Origin of the sequence: Candidatus Tumulicola sp. (assembly GCA_035601835.1) — a bacterium.
In the GTDB taxonomy this organism is placed as follows: domain Bacteria; phylum Vulcanimicrobiota; class Vulcanimicrobiia; order Eremiobacterales; family Eremiobacteraceae; genus DATNNM01.
Genome location: DATNNM010000011.1, coordinates 302,875 through 323,403 on the forward strand (window position 1 = coordinate 302,875; position 20,529 = coordinate 323,403).

20 protein-coding genes and 1 pseudogene are annotated in these 20,529 nt (G+C 63.7%); 13 read left to right on the plus strand and 8 right to left on the minus strand.

Annotated elements, in window-relative coordinates; genetic code table 11:
- Position 1: 1 nt before the first annotated feature.
- Positions 2–1,150, minus strand: coding sequence for an MFS transporter (locus VN934_06230; GenBank protein HXM18393.1), 1,149 nt, complete (start codon positions 1,148–1,150; stop codon positions 2–4).
- Positions 1,151–1,156: 6 nt separating this feature from the next.
- Positions 1,157–1,585 (minus strand): chromate resistance protein ChrB domain-containing protein, encoded by a 429-nt coding sequence (locus VN934_06235; GenBank protein ID HXM18394.1) that lies wholly within the window; start codon positions 1,583–1,585, stop codon positions 1,157–1,159.
- Between the two features lie 118 nt (positions 1,586–1,703).
- Here VN934_06235 and VN934_06240 point away from each other — a divergent pair, with 118 nt between their 5' ends.
- Positions 1,704–3,119 carry an MATE family efflux transporter gene (locus VN934_06240; GenBank protein HXM18395.1) on the plus strand — a complete coding sequence of 472 codons (1,416 nt, stop codon included), beginning with the start codon at positions 1,704–1,706 and terminating at the stop codon, positions 3,117–3,119.
- A gap of 55 nt (positions 3,120–3,174) precedes the next feature.
- Here the strand turns inward: VN934_06240 and VN934_06245 are convergent, their stop codons facing one another.
- The 4 genes from VN934_06245 to VN934_06260 form a co-directional block, all read right to left on the minus strand.
- Positions 3,175–3,648, minus strand: a complete 474-nt coding sequence (locus VN934_06245; GenBank protein ID HXM18396.1) for a hypothetical protein — start codon at positions 3,646–3,648, stop codon at positions 3,175–3,177.
- A gap of 75 nt (positions 3,649–3,723) precedes the next feature.
- Entirely contained in the window at positions 3,724–4,278 is a 555-nt protein-coding gene (locus VN934_06250) for an HDIG domain-containing protein (GenBank protein ID HXM18397.1), read from the minus strand.
- Complete coding sequence (locus VN934_06255; protein HXM18398.1) at positions 4,275–4,856, minus strand: GNAT family N-acetyltransferase; 582 nt, start codon at positions 4,854–4,856, stop codon at positions 4,275–4,277. The genes VN934_06250 and VN934_06255 overlap by 4 nt, the downstream gene beginning before the upstream one ends.
- A 158-nt stretch (positions 4,857–5,014) precedes the next feature.
- Entirely contained in the window at positions 5,015–6,226 is a 1,212-nt protein-coding gene (locus VN934_06260; GenBank protein ID HXM18399.1) for an acyltransferase, read from the minus strand.
- On the opposite strand from VN934_06260, the gene rsmI reads away from it, so the two are divergent.
- The 4 genes and pseudogenes from rsmI to VN934_06280 all read left to right on the plus strand — a co-directional run bounded on the left by rsmI (position 6,216) and on the right by VN934_06280 (position 10,366).
- Entirely contained in the window at positions 6,216–7,211 is a 996-nt protein-coding gene (gene rsmI / locus VN934_06265; GenBank protein HXM18400.1) for a 16S rRNA (cytidine(1402)-2'-O)-methyltransferase, read from the plus strand. The two genes, VN934_06260 and rsmI, sit on opposite strands and share 11 nt — an antisense overlap.
- Positions 7,212–7,979: a TSUP family transporter gene (locus tag VN934_06270; protein ID HXM18401.1), complete on the plus strand. Its 768-nt coding sequence runs from the start codon at positions 7,212–7,214 to the stop codon at positions 7,977–7,979.
- Between the two features lie 54 nt (positions 7,980–8,033).
- Positions 8,034–9,584: pseudogene (gene metG / locus VN934_06275) on the plus strand (methionine--tRNA ligase).
- Positions 9,581–10,366 carry a TatD family hydrolase gene (locus tag VN934_06280; GenBank protein HXM18402.1) on the plus strand — a complete coding sequence of 262 codons (786 nt, stop codon included), beginning with the start codon at positions 9,581–9,583 and terminating at the stop codon, positions 10,364–10,366. Before metG ends, VN934_06280 begins: the two are co-directional and overlap by 4 nt.
- Before the next feature lie 33 nt (positions 10,367–10,399).
- Here VN934_06280 and VN934_06285 read toward each other — a convergent pair whose 3' ends face one another.
- Complete coding sequence (locus VN934_06285; GenBank protein ID HXM18403.1) at positions 10,400–11,314, minus strand: phospholipase D-like domain-containing protein; 915 nt, start codon at positions 11,312–11,314, stop codon at positions 10,400–10,402.
- An 80-nt stretch (positions 11,315–11,394) separates the two neighbouring features.
- Between VN934_06285 and ubiE the strand changes: the two genes are divergently transcribed.
- From ubiE to ccsB, 6 genes are all read left to right on the plus strand, one after another.
- Positions 11,395–12,153, plus strand: a complete 759-nt coding sequence (ubiE, locus tag VN934_06290; GenBank protein ID HXM18404.1) for a bifunctional demethylmenaquinone methyltransferase/2-methoxy-6-polyprenyl-1,4-benzoquinol methylase UbiE — start codon at positions 11,395–11,397, stop codon at positions 12,151–12,153.
- On the plus strand, positions 12,150–13,157 hold the full coding sequence (locus VN934_06295; protein HXM18405.1) for a polyprenyl synthetase family protein: 1,008 nt from the start codon (positions 12,150–12,152) through the stop codon (positions 13,155–13,157). The genes ubiE and VN934_06295 overlap by 4 nt, the downstream gene beginning before the upstream one ends.
- Before the next feature lie 66 nt (positions 13,158–13,223).
- On the plus strand, positions 13,224–13,454 hold the full coding sequence (locus VN934_06300; protein HXM18406.1) for a twin-arginine translocase TatA/TatE family subunit: 231 nt from the start codon (positions 13,224–13,226) through the stop codon (positions 13,452–13,454).
- Positions 13,455–13,499: 45 nt separating this feature from the next.
- Positions 13,500–14,231, plus strand: coding sequence for a twin-arginine translocase subunit TatC (gene tatC, locus VN934_06305; GenBank protein ID HXM18407.1), 732 nt, complete (start codon positions 13,500–13,502; stop codon positions 14,229–14,231).
- A gap of 13 nt (positions 14,232–14,244) precedes the next feature.
- Positions 14,245–15,666, plus strand: coding sequence for a cytochrome c biogenesis protein ResB (locus VN934_06310; protein ID HXM18408.1), 1,422 nt, complete (start codon positions 14,245–14,247; stop codon positions 15,664–15,666).
- Complete coding sequence (ccsB, locus tag VN934_06315) at positions 15,659–16,594, plus strand: c-type cytochrome biogenesis protein CcsB (protein HXM18409.1); 936 nt, start codon at positions 15,659–15,661, stop codon at positions 16,592–16,594. The genes VN934_06310 and ccsB overlap by 8 nt, the downstream gene beginning before the upstream one ends.
- Before the next feature lie 214 nt (positions 16,595–16,808).
- Here ccsB and VN934_06320 read toward each other — a convergent pair whose 3' ends face one another.
- Positions 16,809–18,569, minus strand: coding sequence for a glycosyltransferase family 39 protein (locus VN934_06320; GenBank protein HXM18410.1), 1,761 nt, complete (start codon positions 18,567–18,569; stop codon positions 16,809–16,811).
- On the opposite strand from VN934_06320, the gene hemC reads away from it, so the two are divergent.
- Together hemC and hemB are read left to right on the plus strand one after the other, a co-directional pair.
- Positions 18,514–19,446, plus strand: coding sequence for a hydroxymethylbilane synthase (gene hemC, locus VN934_06325; protein HXM18411.1), 933 nt, complete (start codon positions 18,514–18,516; stop codon positions 19,444–19,446). The genes VN934_06320 and hemC overlap by 56 nt on opposite strands.
- A complete protein-coding gene (gene hemB, locus VN934_06330) occupies positions 19,418–20,515 on the plus strand; it encodes a porphobilinogen synthase (protein HXM18412.1) in 1,098 nt (365 codons plus the stop codon). Before hemC ends, hemB begins: the two co-directional genes overlap by 29 nt.
- Positions 20,516–20,529 lie beyond the last annotated feature (14 nt).

Here is a 20,529-nt window from a genome sequence, read left to right on the forward strand (position 1 = left end):
CTCACCGTAGGTCGCGATGCCGGACGTAGAGGACGACATCGTAGACGATCTTGAGGATACCCGCAAGGAAGAACGGCGCGGCGAGGGCGCCGACCTGCACGGCGGCGCCGGCCAAGGTGGGACCCGGCGTCTGCGCGATACCCCGTGCTCCCGCCGCAAGCGCGGCGGCTCTGTCGCGCGCTTCAGGCGGCGCAAGCGAGGCGATCAGCGCTTGCCGCGCGGGCACATCCATCTGCGCGATGGCGAAGCGCATGACGAGCACGGTGAGCGCCGCCGTCAACGTCGGACATAGCGGCACGGCGATGAGGAGCACGTTGCTGGGCAGATGCGTGAACACCATCGTCCGGATGGAACCGAAGCGTTGAGCGAGCCTGCCCGATACTTCGAATGACGCTGCTTGCGCCAACGACATGAAGGCCACCGCGGGTCCGAGCGTCTGCGCATCGACGCCGAAACGGACGTGCAGCCAGTACACGATGAAGCCTTGCACGACGAGCCCTCCGGCGAACGAATCCAGCGCGAAGAGCGCAGCGAGTTCGTAGATGCTCCTCGGCAGCGCAGCCCGTTTCGCAGACCGTCCAGGCGCCGGGCTTTCGATGTCATCGAGGAGCAGCGCGGCACCCGCTGACAAGACGCCGACCACCGCATACCCGATGAAGAGCCAATGTGTCGCGGGCAGCGTCACGCCCACGAGTGCGGCAAAGGAGCCCGCCGCGAAGCCCAAGCCACCGGCCAAGGCATAGCGTCCGAAAACAATGGCATGATGCTGTTGCGGAATGACTTGGGCCAAAGCCGCCTGCTCCACCGAGCTGAACGCACCGACATCCGCGCCGGCGATGCCCAACATGCCCGTTGCGCCGGCGAGCACGAGGATCCACGACTGCGTGGCAAACGCCAAATCCAGCCCGCACAAGGCCATCAACGCTCCGCTGACCGCCAAGGAAAGACGCCGGCCAACCCGGGCGGCAAGCCAAGCCGCGCCGAGGCCAAAAAGGGAAGCGGACAACACGCCCAGCGTGAGCGTCAGACCGATGAGCCTTGGATCGACGCCCAAGCGCTCCAAATGGATCGCGACGAGCACCGTGGCGACGCCGAACGCCGCCGCGCGCAAGAACCGGGTGCCGAAGAGAACCGTCAGCGTGCGCGTCAGTAGGTCTTACCCGCCGGCAACGCCGCGGCAGTACTCATACAGCGCATCGTAGACGAACGACTGATGCTCTAAGTTCTTGTGATCGTCCGGGAAGAGTTTGGAAAAGCCTGATGCGATCGCTCTGAGTCCCGCGGACTGCTCGGTCAAGCCGATGTCGCTCGTATCGGCCCCGCGCACGACCTTGGCAAGTTCGCGCAGCGCCGGATCGTCGAGACCGTGCTTGTCGAGAATCGCGTCGAAGGAGCAAAGCGGTCCATGATGCCCGAGCTCGACGTCAGGCACATCAAAGGCCAAAGCCCCCTCGCGCTTCGCGACTTCCATCACCTTGTCGGCAGGGACGTACAAGAATTCGGCCTGCTTATCGATGAATCGGCGTATGAGCCACGGGCAGGCGATGCGGTCGACCTTGGCGTGCTCTCGTGTCACCCATTTCATAACAGCAATTTCTCCATCACCAGCATGCGTGAAGCATACCATTTCGAAGTTGTCAAGTCCCGTCCGGAAAGAAAATCATCCAGGGGAGCGAGCGGTCCGCGTCGATAGTAGGTGAGCGATGCAACGAAACGCAGGTCCTGCCGGCGCGAGGCGCGGCATCTTCGATGAATCGCGGCCGCTATGGCGGGTGATGCTGATCTTCGTGCTGCCGTTCATGCTCGGCAACTTATTGCAGTCGGCGTCGGGCACGCTCACGAGCATCTTCATCGGCCGGCTCATCGGCGTCAACGGCCTTGCCGCCATCTCGGCCTTTTTCCCCATATTCTTCTTCCTGATCTCATTCCTCATCGGGTTGAGCAGCGGCGCGAGCGTGCTGATCGGCCAGGCGTACGGCGCGCGCGACGAGCATCGCCTCAAGCAGGTATCCGGCACGACGATCTCGTTCATGCTGTTGTTGGGCATCGCGCTTGCGATTTTCGGCGCGCTCTTCACGGACAGGACCCTCGTCGCGCTCGGCACGCCTGCCAATATCCTTCCGGACTCGATCGCCTACGCGCGCTTCGTGTTCTTCTCGCTGCCCGTCGCATTCGTGTTCTTGATGTACACGTCGATCTTGCGCGGCATCGGCGACGCGGCGACGCCGTTCTGGTTTCTGGTGCTCTTCACGGTCGTCGGGCTGATCACGACCCCGGCGTTCATCTTGGGTTGGCTGGGCCTGCCGCACCTTGGCGTCTCGAGCGCCGCGGCGGGGCTGCTGTGCTCGAGCGTCGTGTCGCTGGTCGTGCTGATCATCTACCTGCGCGCCGTGAAGCATCCCCTTGCGCTCGATGCGGAGACCCTCCACAACTTTCGCATCCGGTGGCCGGTGCTCTCGGCTGTCGTGCGCATCGGCGTACCCACAGGTCTCCAAGTCGTCATGGTCTCGCTGGCGGAGATCGCCGTCATCTCCTTCGTGAACCACTTCGGTTCGAAGGCGACCGCGGCGTACGGCGCCGTCAACCAGATCGTGAGCTACGTGCAGTTCCCTGCGGTGAGCGTCTCGATCACCGCCTCGATCTTCGGCGCACAGGCGATCGGCGCGGGGCGCCCCGATCTGCTGAGCCGCGTCATCCACGCCGGCATCGGCCTCAACTACGCGATCGGCGCGGTGCTCATCAGCCTGTGCTACCTCTTCTCGCGCGAGCTGGTCTCGCTGTTCATCACGGATCCGAGCACGATCGACATCGCCCACTCGCTGTTGATGATCACCCTGTGGAGCTACCTGATATTCGGCAACTCAGCCGTCCTTTCGGGCATCATGCGCGCGAGCGGCACGGTGATCGTCCCCACCATCAACGGCATCCTGGCGATTTGGGCGGTCGAGGTTCCGGTCGCCTACGTGCTGATGCAGCACCTCGGGCTCAACGGGATATGGATAGGCTATCCAGCCGGCTTTATCGTCGCGCTCTCGCTGCAGTCGGCGTACTACTTCCTGGTTTGGAAGCGTCGCGAGCACAAGCCGCTCATACCCCAGGCCGCCCCCCTCGTGGAATAACAAAACTGCGCGGGAGTGATCCCGCGCAGCGCGTTCGTTCGTCGAAGGTCAGGCGCTAGTTGTCGCCGCCGTGATTTTCGTTCCCACCGCGGTTCTCGTTGCCCTCACCTTTGTTCTTGTGATGCTTCCAATAGCCGTACGCGTGGCCGCGCGGCGCGTAGGCGGTCACGTTCGGTCCGCAACGCTGGGCGTCGTTGTCGTCATCCCAGTCGCAGATCTGCTGGCCGTTGTTGCTCGGATACATGACCCCGCCGTTCGGGTACACGATGCGACCGTCAGCGTAGATCACGCCGCCATCGCGGGTGTAACCGACAACCGTGTTCGCAGCGGCTTTCTTGTGCTGGTAGTTGTTGTACAGGATTATGCCCACCGTCGCTGCAGCTGCGCCCAAAAGGATGTTGCGCGTCGAGCGCTGGCCAGCGGTCTCGGCCAACGCGGGGATTGCGATGGACGCGAGCAGCGCCACCGCGACGAACGATGCGACGAGCGTCCGCCAGGTATGCGCCATTGAATTCAAGACATGTGTCATTAGATGTACTCCCTCCGTATCTCTAACGTACCCATCCAGACGGGTGTTTCTTCCAGGCGGCCGCTCGGTTGCCTGCTAGAGGCCAAGCTCGTCTGAGCGCTCCGAAAGCGCCGCGATCAGGAACTCGATGTGCTCGTCTAACGGAACGCCCCACTCCTCGGCCGCTTGAAAGATCTCGTCGCGATTCACGTTCGCGGCGAAGCTTTTCTCTTTCAACTTTTTCTTGACCGATTGGAGTGTGACTTCGCGCACGGTTTTCCCGGGCCTGACGAAGGCGACCGCCGTGATGAAACCGGTGAGTTCGTCACACGCGAAAAGGGCCTTCGCCATCGGCGTGTCGCGCGGCACGCCCAGATAGGGCGCGTGTCCGCGGATCGCTTTCACGATGTCCGGAGGCCAGGCGGCTTCTTCCAGCATCCGGCACCCCAGTTCGGGATGTTGCTCTTTGGTGGGGTGGATCTCCCAGTCGAAGTCGTGCAGCAAGCCGGTGACGCCGAAGCGGTCCTCGTCCTCGCCGAGTTTGCGCGCGCAGGCGCGCATCGCGACCTCCACGGCAAGCGAATGCCGCCGCAGCGCGGGGTTCTGCACATGCCGGCACAGCAGCTCCCACGCGGCTTGTCGATCGTTCATCGCGGCGCAACTCGAAGCTGCTTACGCACGATCGGCCGGTCTGCCGAGCGGCGCACGACCTCTTTGAATCCGTTGCGCAAGAAGGTCGAAGCGACTCCGTGCCAGAGCGCCGAGCTGCTCCTCCGCGCGCGGGCGTCGACCGGATAGGCCTCAGCGATACGCGCGCCGCGTTTGCGAACGTGCTCCAAAGCGGCCCGCAGCAGCGCGCCCGTCAAGCCGGCTCGGCGCACGCTCCTCGCTATGAAGAAGCAGATGATCGACCAGACCGGCTTGTCGTCGACCGGCCGCAGCACGCGCGAGGTGGCCAGACGGCGGTATTCCTCGCGCGGCGCGAAGGCGCACCACCCCACGGGCCGGCCGTCGCGATATGCAAGGATGCCAGGCGGAACGCCTGAGTTGACGAGGCGGTGGAGCGCGCGTCGATTCGCCTCGTTGCTCCTCTTGCGCATCTGCGCGGGTGCAAATCTAGGCCACATGCACCAGCAGTCGGCGCAGGCGCCGCGCGGGCCGAAGAGCGCTTCCAAGTCTTTCCATCTGGCGGGCGTTAGGGGCCGGAATTGCAGGCTGGCGCTGGCCATGACCGCTCCTTATTCCTGGAATGCTCGATAACCTGCAAAATCTATTGACAGGTTATACTAACTAGTGTACTATTATAGCAGGTTACTAAACGGATACCACTCGGAGGTTCAAAATCATGGTCAGCAACATACTCATTCAAGGTTCCAACTCGTCCCAACTACTGGGGTCGCAGTCCACGCTGGTTCGCGCTCTGGGAGCCGCCGATGCCTCGCTTTTCAGCGGCTGGGGCGTCCGGATCTAATCCAACAAGACCTAATCGTAGTGCCGGGGCTTTAGCCCCGGTGTTGCCTTTGTTGAGCAGCGGCCGTTCGAAAAGGTACGTGATCGCGGCCGCCACGATGATGCCCGCCACCACCGCGGTGAACGTATACAGCCACGCCCAGTATGGATCGTTGTGCGGATCCGGTGTCCCCGGCGCCGGAATCCGGTGTTCGAACAAGTAGCGGGCGATCACCGCGTGCCACAGATACAAGTTGTACGAGATGATCGAGAAAAAGAACAGGATCTTGTTGGCGAGCACGGCCCGCCACCACGCAGCCGCGAGCAGCGATGCCACGGTGAACGCGAGGAACACCAGCCCGAGGTAGGTACGGTTGTCGGCTTTCCAGATCTCGAAGCCCTGATCTTGATAACGCACCTCGAACAAATTATGCTGCATGAGATAGAAGACCGCCGCCATAGCGAGCGCCACGACCGTGAAGCCCAGCGCGTAGCGCTCCACGTTTACGACTTTGACCTTTAAGAACACGAAGAGATACGCGGCCATCATGCCCGCGGCGAACAGATCGATGTAAGCCGGCAATTGGTTCATCTTCGTGTAATCGGCGATGCAGCATGCTGCGAGCAGGTGGCGATAGATCAGCGCCGTCGCCAGCATACCGAGAAACGTCCATAACGGCCACTTGCGGAACGCCAGCGCCAGCAGCAGGAAGATGACGTAGAACTGCACCTCGATGCCGAGCGACCAGAGCACGCCGTTGATCGAGCTCATCGTGTCGTAGAACCACGTGTGGATGAACAGCGCGTGGGTGAAAACCTGCCACGCCGTATTCGCGGCCGAACCGAAGTCGCGGGCGACGATCGGCACGAGCACGATCAGCACGATCAAATACGAGGGCACGATCTTGATAAAACGGCGGTATGCGAATTGACCCGCCGTCTGCAAGCGCTTGCCTTCGAACACATGCCGCGCGTACGGATAGAATAAGACGAAACCGCTGATGAAGAAGAACAGTTCGACGCCCAAAAAGCCGGTTTCCGGGATGAACTGAGCGTCGAAGTGCCGCCCAAGCGCGGTGACGCCGGTGCTCAGCCACGACAGCTGCCACACGTGGTACCACAACACCATGAGGATCGCGATGCCTCGCAAACCGTCCAAGACGTCGAGCCGCGCATCGCTCGGCGGACGCGGGGAAGACACCATGCGGCGCGGGTTCGGTGCGCCTGGTGCGCAAGCATTTTCCGATGATGTCGCCGAAGCGCCGCGCATGGCGCTTCGTCACACTGAGGAGCGATCGGGCCGCCTCGTGCTATGTCCGACGCCTTTGGGAAATCTTGAAGACATCACTGCGCGCGCGCTGCGCGCGTTGCGCGAGTGCGACGTCATCGTCGCCGAAGACACGCGCGTGACGCGTACGCTGCTCACGCACTTCGGCATTTCCAAACCGATCCATTCGTTGCACGAAGGCGTCGAGCAGCAGCGCATCCGCGCCGTGTTGAAGACGTTGGCGGCCGGCAAGACCGTCGCGCTGGCCACCGACGCCGGCACGCCCGGCATCTCTGACCCCGGAGTGGAGCTCGTGCGAGCCGCTCGCTCCGCTGGCGCGGCGATCGAGGTATTGCCGGGGCCTACGGCTTTTGTCGGCGCGTTGGTGCTCAGCGGGTTCGACGTCAGCCGCTTTCGCTTCGACGGGTTTCCGCCTCGCAAGTCTGGGGAACGTCGCAAGTATTTGCGCTTGCTCTCAGATGAACGTTTCGCCGTCGCGTGGTACGAGGCACCGAGCCGCGTGACGGATCTGCTCGCCGACGTCGCCGGCGTCCTGCCCGAGCGCCGAGTCTTCGTCCTGCGTGAATACACCAAGAAGTTCGAGCAGCATCTGCTCGGCACGGCGGCCGAAGTGCTTCGTGAGCTTTCGGCACCGCCCCGCGGTGAGTTCGCACTCGTGTTGGAGGGGGCGCCGGCGGAACAGCGCTCGAGCGTCGCGATCGCCGACAGCGTCGTCGTCGCGCTCGAGCAGCTGCTCGCGGACGGCGTGAGCGCCAAGACCGCAGTTGCGGCACTGCATGCGGCCAGCGGAGCGCCGCGGAACCAGTTGTACGCGCTGGCGCAGCGCATCCGCGCGGCTCGCGACTAGATGCCCCATACAGATCCGTGGGTGATCGCCGTTCTCGGCGCCGTCGCGTTTGTGGCGGCGACCATCGATGCGGTCGCCGGCGGCGGGGGCTTGGTCAACGTGCCGGCGCTCTTGCTTGCAGGCCTACCGGTGCAAATGGCGCTCGGCACGAATAAGCTGGCCGGCATCGCGGGGACGGCGACCGCGACTGTGACGTTCGCCTCGGCGCGCGCCATCCGCTGGCATCTGGTCGCCAGCGCGATGATCGCTGCGCTGCTCGGTTCGGTCCTCGGCGCTCACGCGGTGCTGAACACCAACCCGACGATCTTGCGCATCGTGGTGATCGTCCTCGTGCTGCTCGTGTCGCTCGTGATCACCGTGTTTCCACAGCTCGGCCAAGACCTGACACGTCAAGCAGCCACACATTCGATTTGGCGCTCCGGCACTATCGGGCTTGCGTTGGGCTTCTACGACGGCTTCTTCGGACCCGGCGCCGGCCTTTTCATGGTGTTCCTCTTCGTGGCGTGGCTCGGGCTTGATTTTCTTCACGCAACGGGCATGGCAAAGGCGGCGAACTTCGCTTCGAACCTTGGTTCGGTCGTGATTTTCGCGCTGGCCGGCGCGATCGACTATCGCGTGGGAGTGGTGATGGCGGCCTGCGCCATCGCCGGCGGGTTCACGGGTTCGCGGCTTGCGATTTTGCGCGGTGCGCCGTTTGTCCGTTACGTCTTCTTGGCGATGACATGGGTGCTCGCGTCGAGCCTGCTCTGGCAGATCCTTCGCCGCTAGCAACCGGCTCTAGGTTCCTGCAGGCAGGCCCTCCCGAAGGAGTTTGCTGAACACCTACGGCTAACGATGCCAAAAGATACGTTTTACGTCACGACCCCGCTGTACTACACGAACAGCACGCCGCACATCGGCCACGCGTACAGCACCGTCGCGGCCGACATCATCGCGCGCTATCGCCGCGTCACGGGCGACGGACACGCCCACTTCCTCACCGGCACCGACGAGCACGCGCAGAAGATCGCCGATGCCGCGCGAGCCATGGGGAAAACACCCAAGCAGTTCTGCGACGAGATCGTCGAGCGCTGGAAGGCGCAGTGGCGCGAGCTGAACATCTCCTATGATCAATTCATCCGCACGACCGATCCGGAACACGAGGCCGCGGTACAGGCGATCTTCGAAACGTTGCGCCGCAAAGGCGACATCGTCCCCGGCAAGTACGAAGGTTGGTACTGCCGCAACGACGAGACGTTCTGGTTGGAGTCGAAGTTGGTCGACGGTCACTGTCCGAACCCTGAATGCGGCCGTCCGGTCGAATGGGTCTCCGAGGATTCGTGGTTCTTCAAACTATCCGCATATCGCGACAAAGTCGCCGATCACTTCCGCAAGCATCCGGACTGGGTGCGGCCGCAGAGCGCGTACAATGAGATGATGGCGCTGCTCGAGGCGGGGCTCGAAGACGTGAGCGTTTCTCGCGCCAGCGTCGACTGGGGCATCCCCATCCCCGGTGGCGGCGGCACCATCTATGTGTGGTTCGATGCGATCGTCAACTACATCACGGCCGCAGGCTACCCGCACGACATGGCGCGCTTCGAGCGGCGCTGGCCGGCGGACGTGCAGCTCATCGGCAAAGAGATCCTTCGCTTCCACACGGTCTTGTGGCCGGCGATCTTGTTCGCGCTCGGCTTGCCGGCGCCCAAGCTCGTGTTCGCCAACGGCTGGATCACGATGGAAGGCCGCAAGATGAGCAAGAGCATCGGCAACATCGTGAGCGCGCGCGAGCTCATCGATCGCTTCGGCGTGGATTCGACGCGCTACGTCCTGTTCGCCCAAGCGACCTTCGGAACCGATTTCAGCTTCAGCGAAGAGGCGATGCTGCGGCGCCACAACGCCGACCTGGCAAACGATTTGGGCAATCTCGTTCAGCGCACGCTGTCGATGCTCGCCAGATATCGCGACGGCGTCGTACCCGCTGCGACGAAGAACCAAGAGTTGAGCACGGCCTTTGACACGGCGCGCGCCGCGATCGAAGGGGCGCTGGGTGGGCTCGATTTTCGGGGAGCGCTTGCGTCCATCGGGGAGCGCGTCGGTGCGCTCAACCTGCTTGTCGAGCAGAAGAAGCCGTGGGAGCTGTCCAAACGCGGCGATCAGGCCGGGCTCGATGCCGTGCTCTACGATTTGTGCGAGGGCCTTCGCTGGCTCGCCGCGTTCGTCTATCCGTTCATGCCGGCATCCGGCGAGGCGATGTGGCGGGCGCTCTCGCTCGAGGGCACGCCGGGGGCCGCTTGGGAGAAAACGCTTCGATGGGGCGGTCTGCCCAAAGGCGCCAAGACGACCGTGCCGGCGGCGCTGTTCCCACGCGTGGAAGAAGGCGTCCCCAGCGCGTGACCTCCCGTTTTGTGGATACGCACGCGCATCTCGAGGGCGACGAGTTCGCGGCGGATCTCGATGAGGTCATTTCGCGCGCCGCGAGCGCCGGGGTGAGCGCGGTGGTTTCAGCCGGCCAGGACGAAGCGACGAGCCGCGCGACGCTCGATCTCGCCGCGCGCCGGCCGCTCGTCGCCGCGGCGGTCGGCGTCCACCCGCACGAAGCCGAAGATGCCGGCGACCTACGCTGGCTGCCGCCGCTGCTCATGGATGAGCGAGTCGTGGCGGCCGGTGAGATGGGACTCGACTACCACTACGACTTTTCTCCGCGCGACGTGCAGCGCGCTGTTTTCAATAGCCAACTCGATCTCGCCGGCGAGCACGGCTTGCCCGTGATCATGCACTGCCGCGAGGCCGAGGACGACGTCGCCGCCGCACTGCGCGGGCACTTCAGCAAGGGCCGGCTCGGCGTGCTCCACTGCTTCACCGGAAGCTACGACGCCGGCATGCGCTTCATCGAAGAGTTCGACGTCTATCTGGGACTCGGCGGCGCGCTCACGTTCAAGAAGGCGCTTGAACTGCACGATGCGGCGACACGCTTGCCGATCGAACGGCTCGTGTTGGAAACTGATTGTCCGTACATGACGCCGGCGCCGCATCGTGGCAAACGCAACGAGCCGGCATACCTCGCGCTCACCTGCGCCCGGCTCGCCGAACTGCGCGGCGCGAGCCCCGAGTCGATCGCAGAAGCGACGACCACAAACGCCCTGCGCCTCTTCCCCCGCCTCAAACTCTCAAGCTAATGTAGTGCCGGGGCTTTAGCCCCGGAGTCGTGGTCAGACCGGTTGCGCGAGGGGCCACATGCGATCGAAATCGGCACGCAGCGTGACGGCGCCTTCGCCGAAGTCGGCCGAGGGCGCGATGATGCCGATCTCGCGGGCTTCATCGAGGCCGTTTCGGGTGAGGTTGGCGGAGCCGACGTAGATCTCGTCGCCCGTATCGATGTACTTGTCGTGCATGAACGTCTCGCCAAGCGAGCGGACCGAAACCCCGGCTGCAGAAAGTTCGCTCAAGGCGCGCTTTTCCGGCCACGTTTCGCGACCCTCGCGCTTCACGAGAACTTCATCGTGCAGACCAGCGGCGCGCCGCGCTGCAAGTTCGTTGACGATCTGCGGATCGGAGAGATCTTCGGAAGCGATGCGAAGGTCGTGCGCGCAGCCGAGCAATCGCGCAATGCGATCGCGGGAATGCTCGCTTGGACCCGCGACGATCCGCGATGAGTTGCCCGGCCGTCCGGCGATCGCGTCTTTCACGGCAGCGACATCCACCGCCGCATCGTCCTCCACGCACACTTCACCCGGACACCGGAAGCCGTCATCGTTCGCATTGGCGGTGGCGAGCAACGCGCGTGCATCGTCGATCACGACGGCTTTGCTGTGCTCGAGCACCTTCGCATCGCTTTCGACGATGACATGGACGCGAGGGTCGAATAGATTCGAGTAAAGCTTTGTCGTCCGCAAGACGCACCGCGGTTTAGGCTCATGCGCGCCGCGGTGCCCGTAGCGGTCTGGGTCACCTTCGACGTGCACGGTCACGTCCACGCCGCGCGCAGCCGCGCGGTTGAGGCCCTGCACGAGTGACGGATCGCGGATGCTGAAGAATTCGGCATCGATGCTCCGTTTGGCGCCGTCGAAAGCCGAACAGAACGCATCGCGAGCCGCTCCGCCGAGCGCGACGTGCAGATATCCCATGCGCGCTTGTATCACGCAGGAGCACGAGACCGTCAAGGTGGGGCTGTGAAGGGCAGGGAAATACCGGCGTACACCGCTCTATGGATAAAGGAAGCGTCGTTCGCGACTTGTTCGACCGCATCGCCGGCCGCTACGACATGGCCAATCGCGTCATGACGGGCGGCATGGACGGCATATGGCGCCGGCAAGCCGCTGCCCTAATCGACGTCCCCAACGATGCCCGCCTGCTCGACCTTTGCTGCGGCACCGGAGCGCTCGCCCAAGTGCTTGCGCGCAAGGTACCGGAAGGCGAAGTCGTCGGCATCGACTTTTCTCCCAAGATGCTGGACATCGCGCGCGCCAATCAGGGCTACTCGAACATACGCTACCTGCAAGGTGACGTGCTGACGCTGCCGTTCGCCGACGCCTACTTCGACGGCGCCACGATGGGATTCTCGATGCGCAACGTCGTGGACATCGGCGCGTGCCTTGACGAAGTCCGGCGCGTGCTCAAACCGGGCTCTTCATTCGTCAACCTCGAGATCGGCAAACCTGCCAACAAGCTGTGGCGGCGGACGTTTTATTTCTACTTCTACAACGTGCTGCCCACGCTCGGCGGTCTCGTCGGCGGCGACAAGGCCGCGTATCGCTACTTGCCGCAATCACTCGTGAATTTTCCGGATGCCGACGCCCTGTCGCAGCTCTTCAAGACGAGCGGCTTCGCGTGCGTGCAGTGCATCTTGCTGATGGGCGGCGCCGTGACCATGCACGTCGGCACCACGGCGCAAGCGCCGAAGCATCCGCACACGATCGAGGCGCACGTGCGCGCCCTGGAAGAGCACGCTCCGGCGCCGGCATGATCCAAAGCAGCCCGCAGCAGACGATTCAAAACGTCGTCGAGCAGTTCGTGCGCGAAGAACTGTCGCACGAGAACGCGCACATCGCCGGTGCGGTGTGGTCGATGCTCGATGCCGGCGGCAAACGGCTGCGCCCGCGCATCACGATGCTGGCCTGCCTCGCGTGCAATGCGGCCGCCTCGGAAGATCCCGTGCTCGCCTCCTATATGGAACTCATCCACGTGGCGACGCTGATCCACGACGACGTGCTCGACAACGCCGATCTGCGCCGCGGGCGCGAGTCCACAAATCGCGCGTTCGGCAACCGCTTCTCGGTGCTCGCGGGCGACTATCTGTTCTCGTGGGTGTTCAAGAAGATCACGCAGGGCTACGCGCCGCCGATCCCCACCATCTTGGCCGCGATGCTCTCCGACATCTGCAACGGCGAAGTCAAACAGCTGCGCGCCGCGGGCGACGTCGAATTGTCGGCCACGCGCTATTACGAGATCATCGGGAAGAAGACGGCCGAACTGTTCGCGGCCTGCGCCGAAGTGGGCGCGATCAACGGACTGATCCAGGCCGGGCGAGCCCCAGGTCCGGCGCTGCGCAACGCACCGGAAGTGCGCATGCTGCGCGAATACGGACGCCTCTTCGGGCTCGCCTTCCAGATCCGCGACGACATCTACGACGTCGTGGCGAGCGAGGCCGAACTCGGCAAGCCGTCGGGTTCGGACGTGCGCGAGAAGAAGATGACGCTGCCGATGATCAACGCCTTGAAGCTCGGCGACCACGCCTTCCGGCGCGCGGTCGAGAAGCTTTTCGAACTTGAGGACCTCGATTCGGCCGAAGCCAAGCCGCTGCTCGCCGAGGCGATGCAGGGCATGCGCAGCGGGCCAGCCATCGATGCGACCAACGCCGCGATGGCGGAGCACGCCGATGCAGCCGAGCGCGCGCTGGACGACCTACACCCTACGCCTGCCCGCGATGAACTGGCCGCCTTGGCGCGAACTCTCAAGCAGTTTTCATGAGAAACCGGCAGGGCGCGGGCGCCGCGTTCCGATAAGACTCATACGAAAGGAGCCTCAAGGAATCACATGACGCCACTTTACGCGGTCATCGACGCGCCGATCATCGCCATCATCATCGGCATCGCGGTGATTCTGTTCGGCGCCGAACGGATCCCCAAACTCGCACGCTCGATGGGTCAGGCGAAACGGGAGTTCGAAGCGGCCTCTGCTAAACCGGCCGATGCGCCGCCGCCGCCGCAACAGGCCATTCCCCCGCCGCCGACCCCCGGCGACCCGCCCCCCTCCGCTCCAGTATAGAATTTGCAGGAGCACCCACCGTCAGAACCGTCTGACGACATCGAGATGACGTTTACGGAGCACCTCGCGGAGCTCCGTAATCGTCTGCTGATCTCCATCATCGCGGTCTGTTTGATCTCGGTGCTCGCCTTCGGTTTCATGCCGCGCCTCATGAACTTCATGGAGGCGTATTTCTTGCCCGGCATCCAGCTGCACGTGTTCTCGCCGGCCGAGGTGATCCGCGTCCAGATCAAACTCTCGGTGTTGGTCGGCATCGTCGTCGCGTTTCCCCTCATCCTCTATCAGATCTACGCCTTCGTCTCTCCCGCCCTCAACCGGCGCGTGCGCGCGCGCATCGCGTGGTTCGCGCTGCCGTCGCTGTTCATGTCGCTCGCCGGCATCGCATTTTGCGGGTTCTTCATCATACCGTTCGTCATGCGAACGCTCCTCAAGTATACGCAAAGCTCGGGGCTGGTGGGCACGTATCAGCTCGATCCGACGATCGGATTCGTGATCATCCTGCTCGGTATTTTCGCCGTCATGTTCCAACTGCCGATCGTGCTGGCGATCCTGGCAAGCGTCGGGCTCGTAAACGCGCGCATGCTCGCGGAGAAGTGGCGTCACGCTACGATGATCATCATCATCGCGGCGGGCATCGGTGCGCCGGACGGCAACCCGCTCACCATGCTGCTGCTCGCGCTGCCGCTCATCGTCTTGTACGTGCTCAGCATCCTGGTCGTCCGGCTGGTTCAGCCGAAAATCGCAGCCGAAAAGGGAACGGCCAGCGACGGCGCCTAAGGCCAACGCGGACATGGCCGCTCCCGCCTCGGCGCGCCCCACGCGCTCGCCTTACGATCAAACGCTCGACGTGCTGAGCAACGTCATGTTCCCGATCGTCGTGTTCTTCATCTGGGCCACGCTGACCACGGTCGGCACCATCGTGGATCAAAACCAGCCGCCCGAGCGCTACTACGAAGAGTACCCGGCGGCGATGGCCAACGCGATCCTGCGCCTGCACCTCACGAACATCTTCCATTCGCTGCCGTATCTCTCGCTGGTCTTGCTGCTGCTGATCTCGATGGCGGTGTGCACGTTCAGGCGCGTCATCCCGAAACGTTTCCCAAAAGACCGGCCGGTCGCGCTCGAGAACTTCGGCCTGCACGCGGCCCGCGAATGCAGCCGAGACGTGCCGGCCACGGCTGCGAAGATCGACGATTACGCGCGCCGGCGCGGCTTCGCCATCCGCACGCAGGAGGTCGACGGCGCGCATTGGGTGTTCGCCGACAAACAGAAATGGGCGCGCTACGGCGTGCTCGTGGCGCATCTCGGGTTCACGGTCATCGCGTTTGGACTCTTCTTGGGCTGGCTGAAAGGCTATCGCGGCGAGCTTCAGGTCTTCAGCGGCCAAACGGTCGCGGTCCCTCAGGCGCGGCTCAACCTCACGCTCGACAAGTTCATCGCGCACTTCACGCCCGTGCAAACGCCCAACGGCACCATGTATCAGGCATCGCTTTTCCAATCCGACGTCAGGGTGGGCTCGGCCGGCGGATTAGGCGCGCCGGCCGCCGCCAACATCATCGTCAATCAGCCCTACGTCACGCCGGAAAACGTGTACTTCTATCAAGCCTCATACGGCTACGGCGGTCACCTGCAGATCACGCGCGACGGCAAGCCGATCGACTCCCCCGCTGCGCAGGGGCGGCTCATGCCCCAAGACGCGATCCTGTTGCCGGGGACCAGCCGCGCTATCGAGTACGGCACGATGCTGGGACCATCCGATCCATCGCAGTCGCCGATGGGCGTTCCGCTGCCCATCCGCGACACGTATGCGTTGTGGGTGTTCCATGATGGCATCCCGACGACCGCCAAACCGATCTTCTTGCCGATCGGCGCAAGCCTGAACGCCGGCGACGGCTACACGGTGCGCGCGTTGCCGCCGATCGCGTGGTCGGGCATCACCTACCGCTACGACCCGGGCGAGCTGTACGTCGGACTCGGCGCCCTCATCCTCTCCGGCGGCTTCGTCATGGCGCTTTTCTTCCTGCCGGTGAAGTTGTATGCGCGGGTGAAGGCGCAGGCCGGCGGGGGTGCGCTGGTCGACATCGCAGCGACGACCACCAAGGGCAACGCGATGTACGAAGACGAATTCGAAAGCCTGGTGAAGGGTCTGGAGAAGCGCCTTCGGGCTCCGGATCCGCCGCCGATCCAGGAAACGGTGAGCGCCTATGCCTGACACGACTCCTTACACGCAATACAACACCAACGTGGCGGCCGTGGCCAACGCGCATGTTGCGGCGTACATGGCTTGGTATGAGGCGGCGGTCATCCTCTACCTATTCGCCGCTGCCGGATTCCTTATCTACTGGTTCGTCCGCAACTGGATGGTGCTGGGCGTCGGCATCACGTTCGCAGTGCTCGGCATCGCGGCGCAAGTCGCAAGCCTCGGCCTGCGCTGGTATTACAGCCAGCACGTCCCCTGGAACGATTTGTACGGTTCGCTGTCGGTCGTCTCGCTGTGGGTGGCGGTGCTGTTCCTATTCATCGGCGCGCGCTACAAGAGCTGGTTCGCGGGTCCGCTGGTGTTCGCGTTCAGCGACGCGCTGCTCGCCTACGCGAAAAGTTGGAACAAAGGCCTCGAACCGCTCGTTCCGTCGTTGCAAAGCACCTGGATCTACATCCACGTGCCGGTCGTGTTGGGCGCATATGCGGCGTTTCTGATCGGCTGCGCCGTCAGCATCCTCTTTCTAATGAAGAAAGCCGACGAGAATCGCCCGCCCGGCGCCGGTCAATCCGTTGGCGCGGCGGTCGCGGCGCAGGCGCGGCCCATCTACTTGGCGTGGCTGGAAAATTTGCCGGCCTCGCCGCGCCTGGACGTTTTGGCGTATCGCGCCAACGCCATCGGCGAGATCCTCCTCACCGCGGGCATCATCTTGGGCGCGCTGTGGGCGCACGTCGCGTGGGGCAGCTATTGGCAGTGGGACTCAAAGGAGACAGCAGCGCTGATCTCATGGATCGTGTACGCCGCGTACGTGCACATGCACACCAAGCCTTCATTACGCGGCACGGTGTCGGCGTGGGTCTCGATCATCGGCTTCGCGACGATTCTCTTCAGCTACTTCGCCGTCAACATCTGGATCAGCGGCCTCCACTCCTACAAATAGAGTATTGCTAGGAGGCTATGTACTGGTTCTGGGTGTCCCTGATGATTGTCGCCGTACTTTTTGCTGTGTTTTCTCTATGGGTTGTGTTTGCCCTCGGGGACAAGATTTATCTGGTTCTCGCGGTTTTGGCCATAGCCACGCTAATAAGAGCGTGGCCGCAGGTTAGGGACTACCCCCGGAATTAGTGTAGCGTTCCGAGCGAAGCTCGGAGCCATCATGGGGGCGGCCGATTGGACGCGAGCCACATGCTCGGCGTGCGCAGCCACACATAAACGCTCTTGACGCGCATGAGCTGCATGCTGTAGTATTCGGCTGCCGTGATCGGCGCGAACACGCGCGCCTTCTGGCCGAAGAAGCTCCACGGGCTCAGTGCGCCCGTGACCTTGCCGAAAAACGTGATCCCGTGGTTGTCGGTATAGAACAGGAGGGAAAAGCCGCCGCGCACGCTGGCGATGCCGATCTTGTCGCCGGGTCGAACGAGGGATTGGATGTGCGCGGCCATCGCTTTCATCGGCTTCTGCGCTTCGACGCCGGGCAAAATGGCGATCACGAGCGCGCCGATGAGGCCGACCATCATCGCCGCAAAGCCTAGCGGCGCCAGCCACACCCGCTTGGTCACAAGCGTGGCGACGAGCGTCAAGGCGGCTGTCGGCACCACGATCCAGCCCAAGAGGGCGAGCGCCGGCGTCAGCGCCGACAGATCCTGCGATACCTGGATGTTCAGATATAAGACCACGCCGATCGTCAGCAGCACGAGCGATACCGGCAGCATGAACAGTGCGCCGCGCAGCGGTTTCAGCTGATTGGCGGCGATGGCTTCGCAGACCAGTCCTCCGACGAGCACGGCCAGCATGGGAAAGATCACCACGATGTAGTTGGGCAGTTTGGTCTGTGCGGCGGAGAAGAACACCAACGGCACGATTGCCGAAGCGAGCAAGAAGATATCGTCGTTGCTGCGCCGCAGGACGGCCTCCTTGATGGCCTTGGGCAAAAAGGCGACATACGGGAAGAAGCCGACGGCGAGCAGCGGTATGTAATAGTACACCGGTCCGGGCTGATTCTCGAACGGCTGGAGATAGCGCCCAAAGGTGGAAGCGCCGAAATAATCGATGATGAAGATCTGACCGTGCAAACCGGTTTCGGCCGCGAACCACGAGCCGGCGATCAACACGTAGGCGAGAAAACCGATCGCCCATGGCAGGCGCTGCACTTGCTGCCACGCCTTTGCCCACCACAAGTAGACCAGCAAGGACAGCAGCGGCAACACGAGCGCGACCGGGCCTTTGGTCAGCGTGCCAAGCGCCGCGGCCACCACCGCGATCCAAAACGCGCGCCGATCGCCGTCGCGCAGCGCGAAATAACCCCAAAAGAACGTGACCGTCATGAAGAAGACAAGCGTGGTATCGAGGATCGCAAGCCGGCAGAGCACGATGTACTCGAGGCTCGTGCCGAGCGCGAGCGCGGCGATGAGTCCGGCGATCTCGCCGTAAAGCCGTCGCGCGGCGAGGTACGTCGCGCCGGCGCCGAGCAATCCGAAAATCGCGCTGGGCAGGCGTAGGCTGAGTTCGTTGAGTCCGAAAGCTTTGACCGCGCCGCCGGCGATCCAAAACCACAGCGGCGGGTGGATGTACCACGGCGCGAAGTTGAAGTGCATCGTGATCCAGTCGCCGGTACGGAACATCTCCTTGACGATCTCGCCGTAGGTGGGTTCGCTGTTATCCCACAGACTGCCCGAGCCCAGGCGCACGAAATAAAGCGCCGCCAGCAAGACGAAGACCCCGCCGCGCAGCCACAACCACATGTAGCGCTCCGAGCGAAGCTCGGAAACCTCGTTCATGTGGAGCCAATGGTTGAGGAAGCGCATTGGCTCCTGCTGCGCCGCCAAGGACGTGTTTCGCGCCGCCTGGAAGCGCGCTCGCATGTCGCTTGTCCGCACGCTGCGCGTCGCCACGAGAACCAGCGCGCTCGCGCTCATCCAAACCCGCTCGATCGTCGAGCGCCTCGCGAAGCGCGGGATCGCGTGCGAGATCGTGGAGATCACGACCCGCGGCGACCGCGACAAGGATGGCAGCCTTGCCGTAATCGGCGGTGACGGCGTCTTCGTCAAGGAGTTGCAAAACGCGCTGCTGGACAACCGCGCCGACATCGCCGTGCACTCCATGAAGGATCTTCCAACAGAATTGCCTCCCGGCGTGCGCGCAGGCGTGGTTCCGCCTCGAGCCGATGCGCGCGACGCGTTGGTTTCGCCGCGCGGGGCGTTCAAGACGATCCGCGATCTGCCGCAAGGCGCCGTCATCGGAACCAGCTCGCTGCGTCGCAAGGCGCAACTGCTTGTTATCCGCCCGGATCTGCGGGTCCGCGATCTCCGCGGCAACGTGGACACGCGCATCAAGAAAATGCTCGCCGGAGCATGCGACGCGGCGGTCCTTGCGATGGCGGGCATAGAACGCATCGGCCTGCCTGCGGAAGCCGGCGCGCTGCCCGTTGCGATCGACGAAATGGTTCCGGCGGTCGGTCAAGGCGCGCTGTACGTGCAGCATCGAGAGGCGGACAGCGCGCTTCGCGAAATGCTCGCGCCCTTGGACGATCCCGCAAGCGCGTTCGAAGTAGACCTGGAGCGGGCTTTCCTCAAGCGCATGGGCGGAGGCTGTCTCGTGCCGATCGGAGGGCACGCCCAGGTGGGGGAGGAGGGCTGGACGTTCCACGCTTTTGTCGCCGAGGTCGATGGCACGCAAGCGCAGCGCCGGAGCATACGCGGTTCGGATAAGGCGGCGCGATCCCGCGTGGAAGCGTTGGCGGACGAAATGCTCGCCGCCGGGGCGCGTGAGATCATCGCCAAGTTCCGCACCTAGCGGCACGTGCTATGCCGGACTTCAGTCCGGTCTTCGCGAACCGCTCACCACGATGCGCATGATCGAACGAAGGCGCGAAACTATCGCCGGCCTTCCTACACCGACGGAGCGGCCGCGCCGCTTGCGCCGCACGAGCGGTTTGCGCGGCATGGTCGCCGAGCACGCCGTGCGCGTGAACGATCTCATCGAGCCGCTGTTCGTCGTCGAGGGCACGGGCGTCAAACGCGAGATCCCGTCGATGCCCGGCGTCTTCTGGCAGTCCGTCGACACGTTGCTTGAAGACGCGAAAGCTGCGGCAGCGCTTGGGATTCCGGCGGTGCTGCTCTTCGGCATCCCAGACCACAAGGACGATGTCGCCTCAGGTCTTGCCGATCCCGGCGGAGCGGTGCAGCGCGCGATCGCGGCGATCAAAAACGCCGCGCCCGAACTGCTTGTCCTCGCCGATCTGTGCGCGTGTGAATACACCTCGCACGGCCACTGCGGACTCATCGACGAGCGCGGCGCGATCGACAACGACGCCACGCTCGAATTGCTCGCGCAAGGCGCGCTTTCGTACGCAGAAGCCGGCGTCGACATCGTCGCGCCTTCCGACATGATGGACGGTCGGGTCAAGGCGATCCGCCACGCGCTGGACAGCAAGCGCCACATAGACGTCGCCATTCTCTCGTATGCGGTGAAGTACGCATCGGCCTTCTATGGCCCGTTCCGCGAAGCCGCGGCCTCGACGCCGAAGTTCGGCGATCGCCGCACGCATCAAATGGATCCGCCGAATGCGCGCGAGGCCGTGCGCGAAGCGCTGCTGGACGTGCAGGAAGGCGCGGATGCGGTGATGGTCAAGCCTGCGCTGAGCTACCTCGATGTCGTGCATCGCGTGCGCGAGGCGGTCAACGTTCCGGTCGCCGTCTACAACGTGAGCGGCGAGTATTCGATGATCAAGGCAGCGGCGGCGCGCGGTTGGATCGACGAACAGCGCGCGATTGACGAAGTGCTGGTGAGCTGCAAACGCGCCGGCGCGGATATCATCGTGACGTACTTCGCCCGCTCCGTCGCTGCACGGCTGAAGCGCTAGACTCACTAATCAAG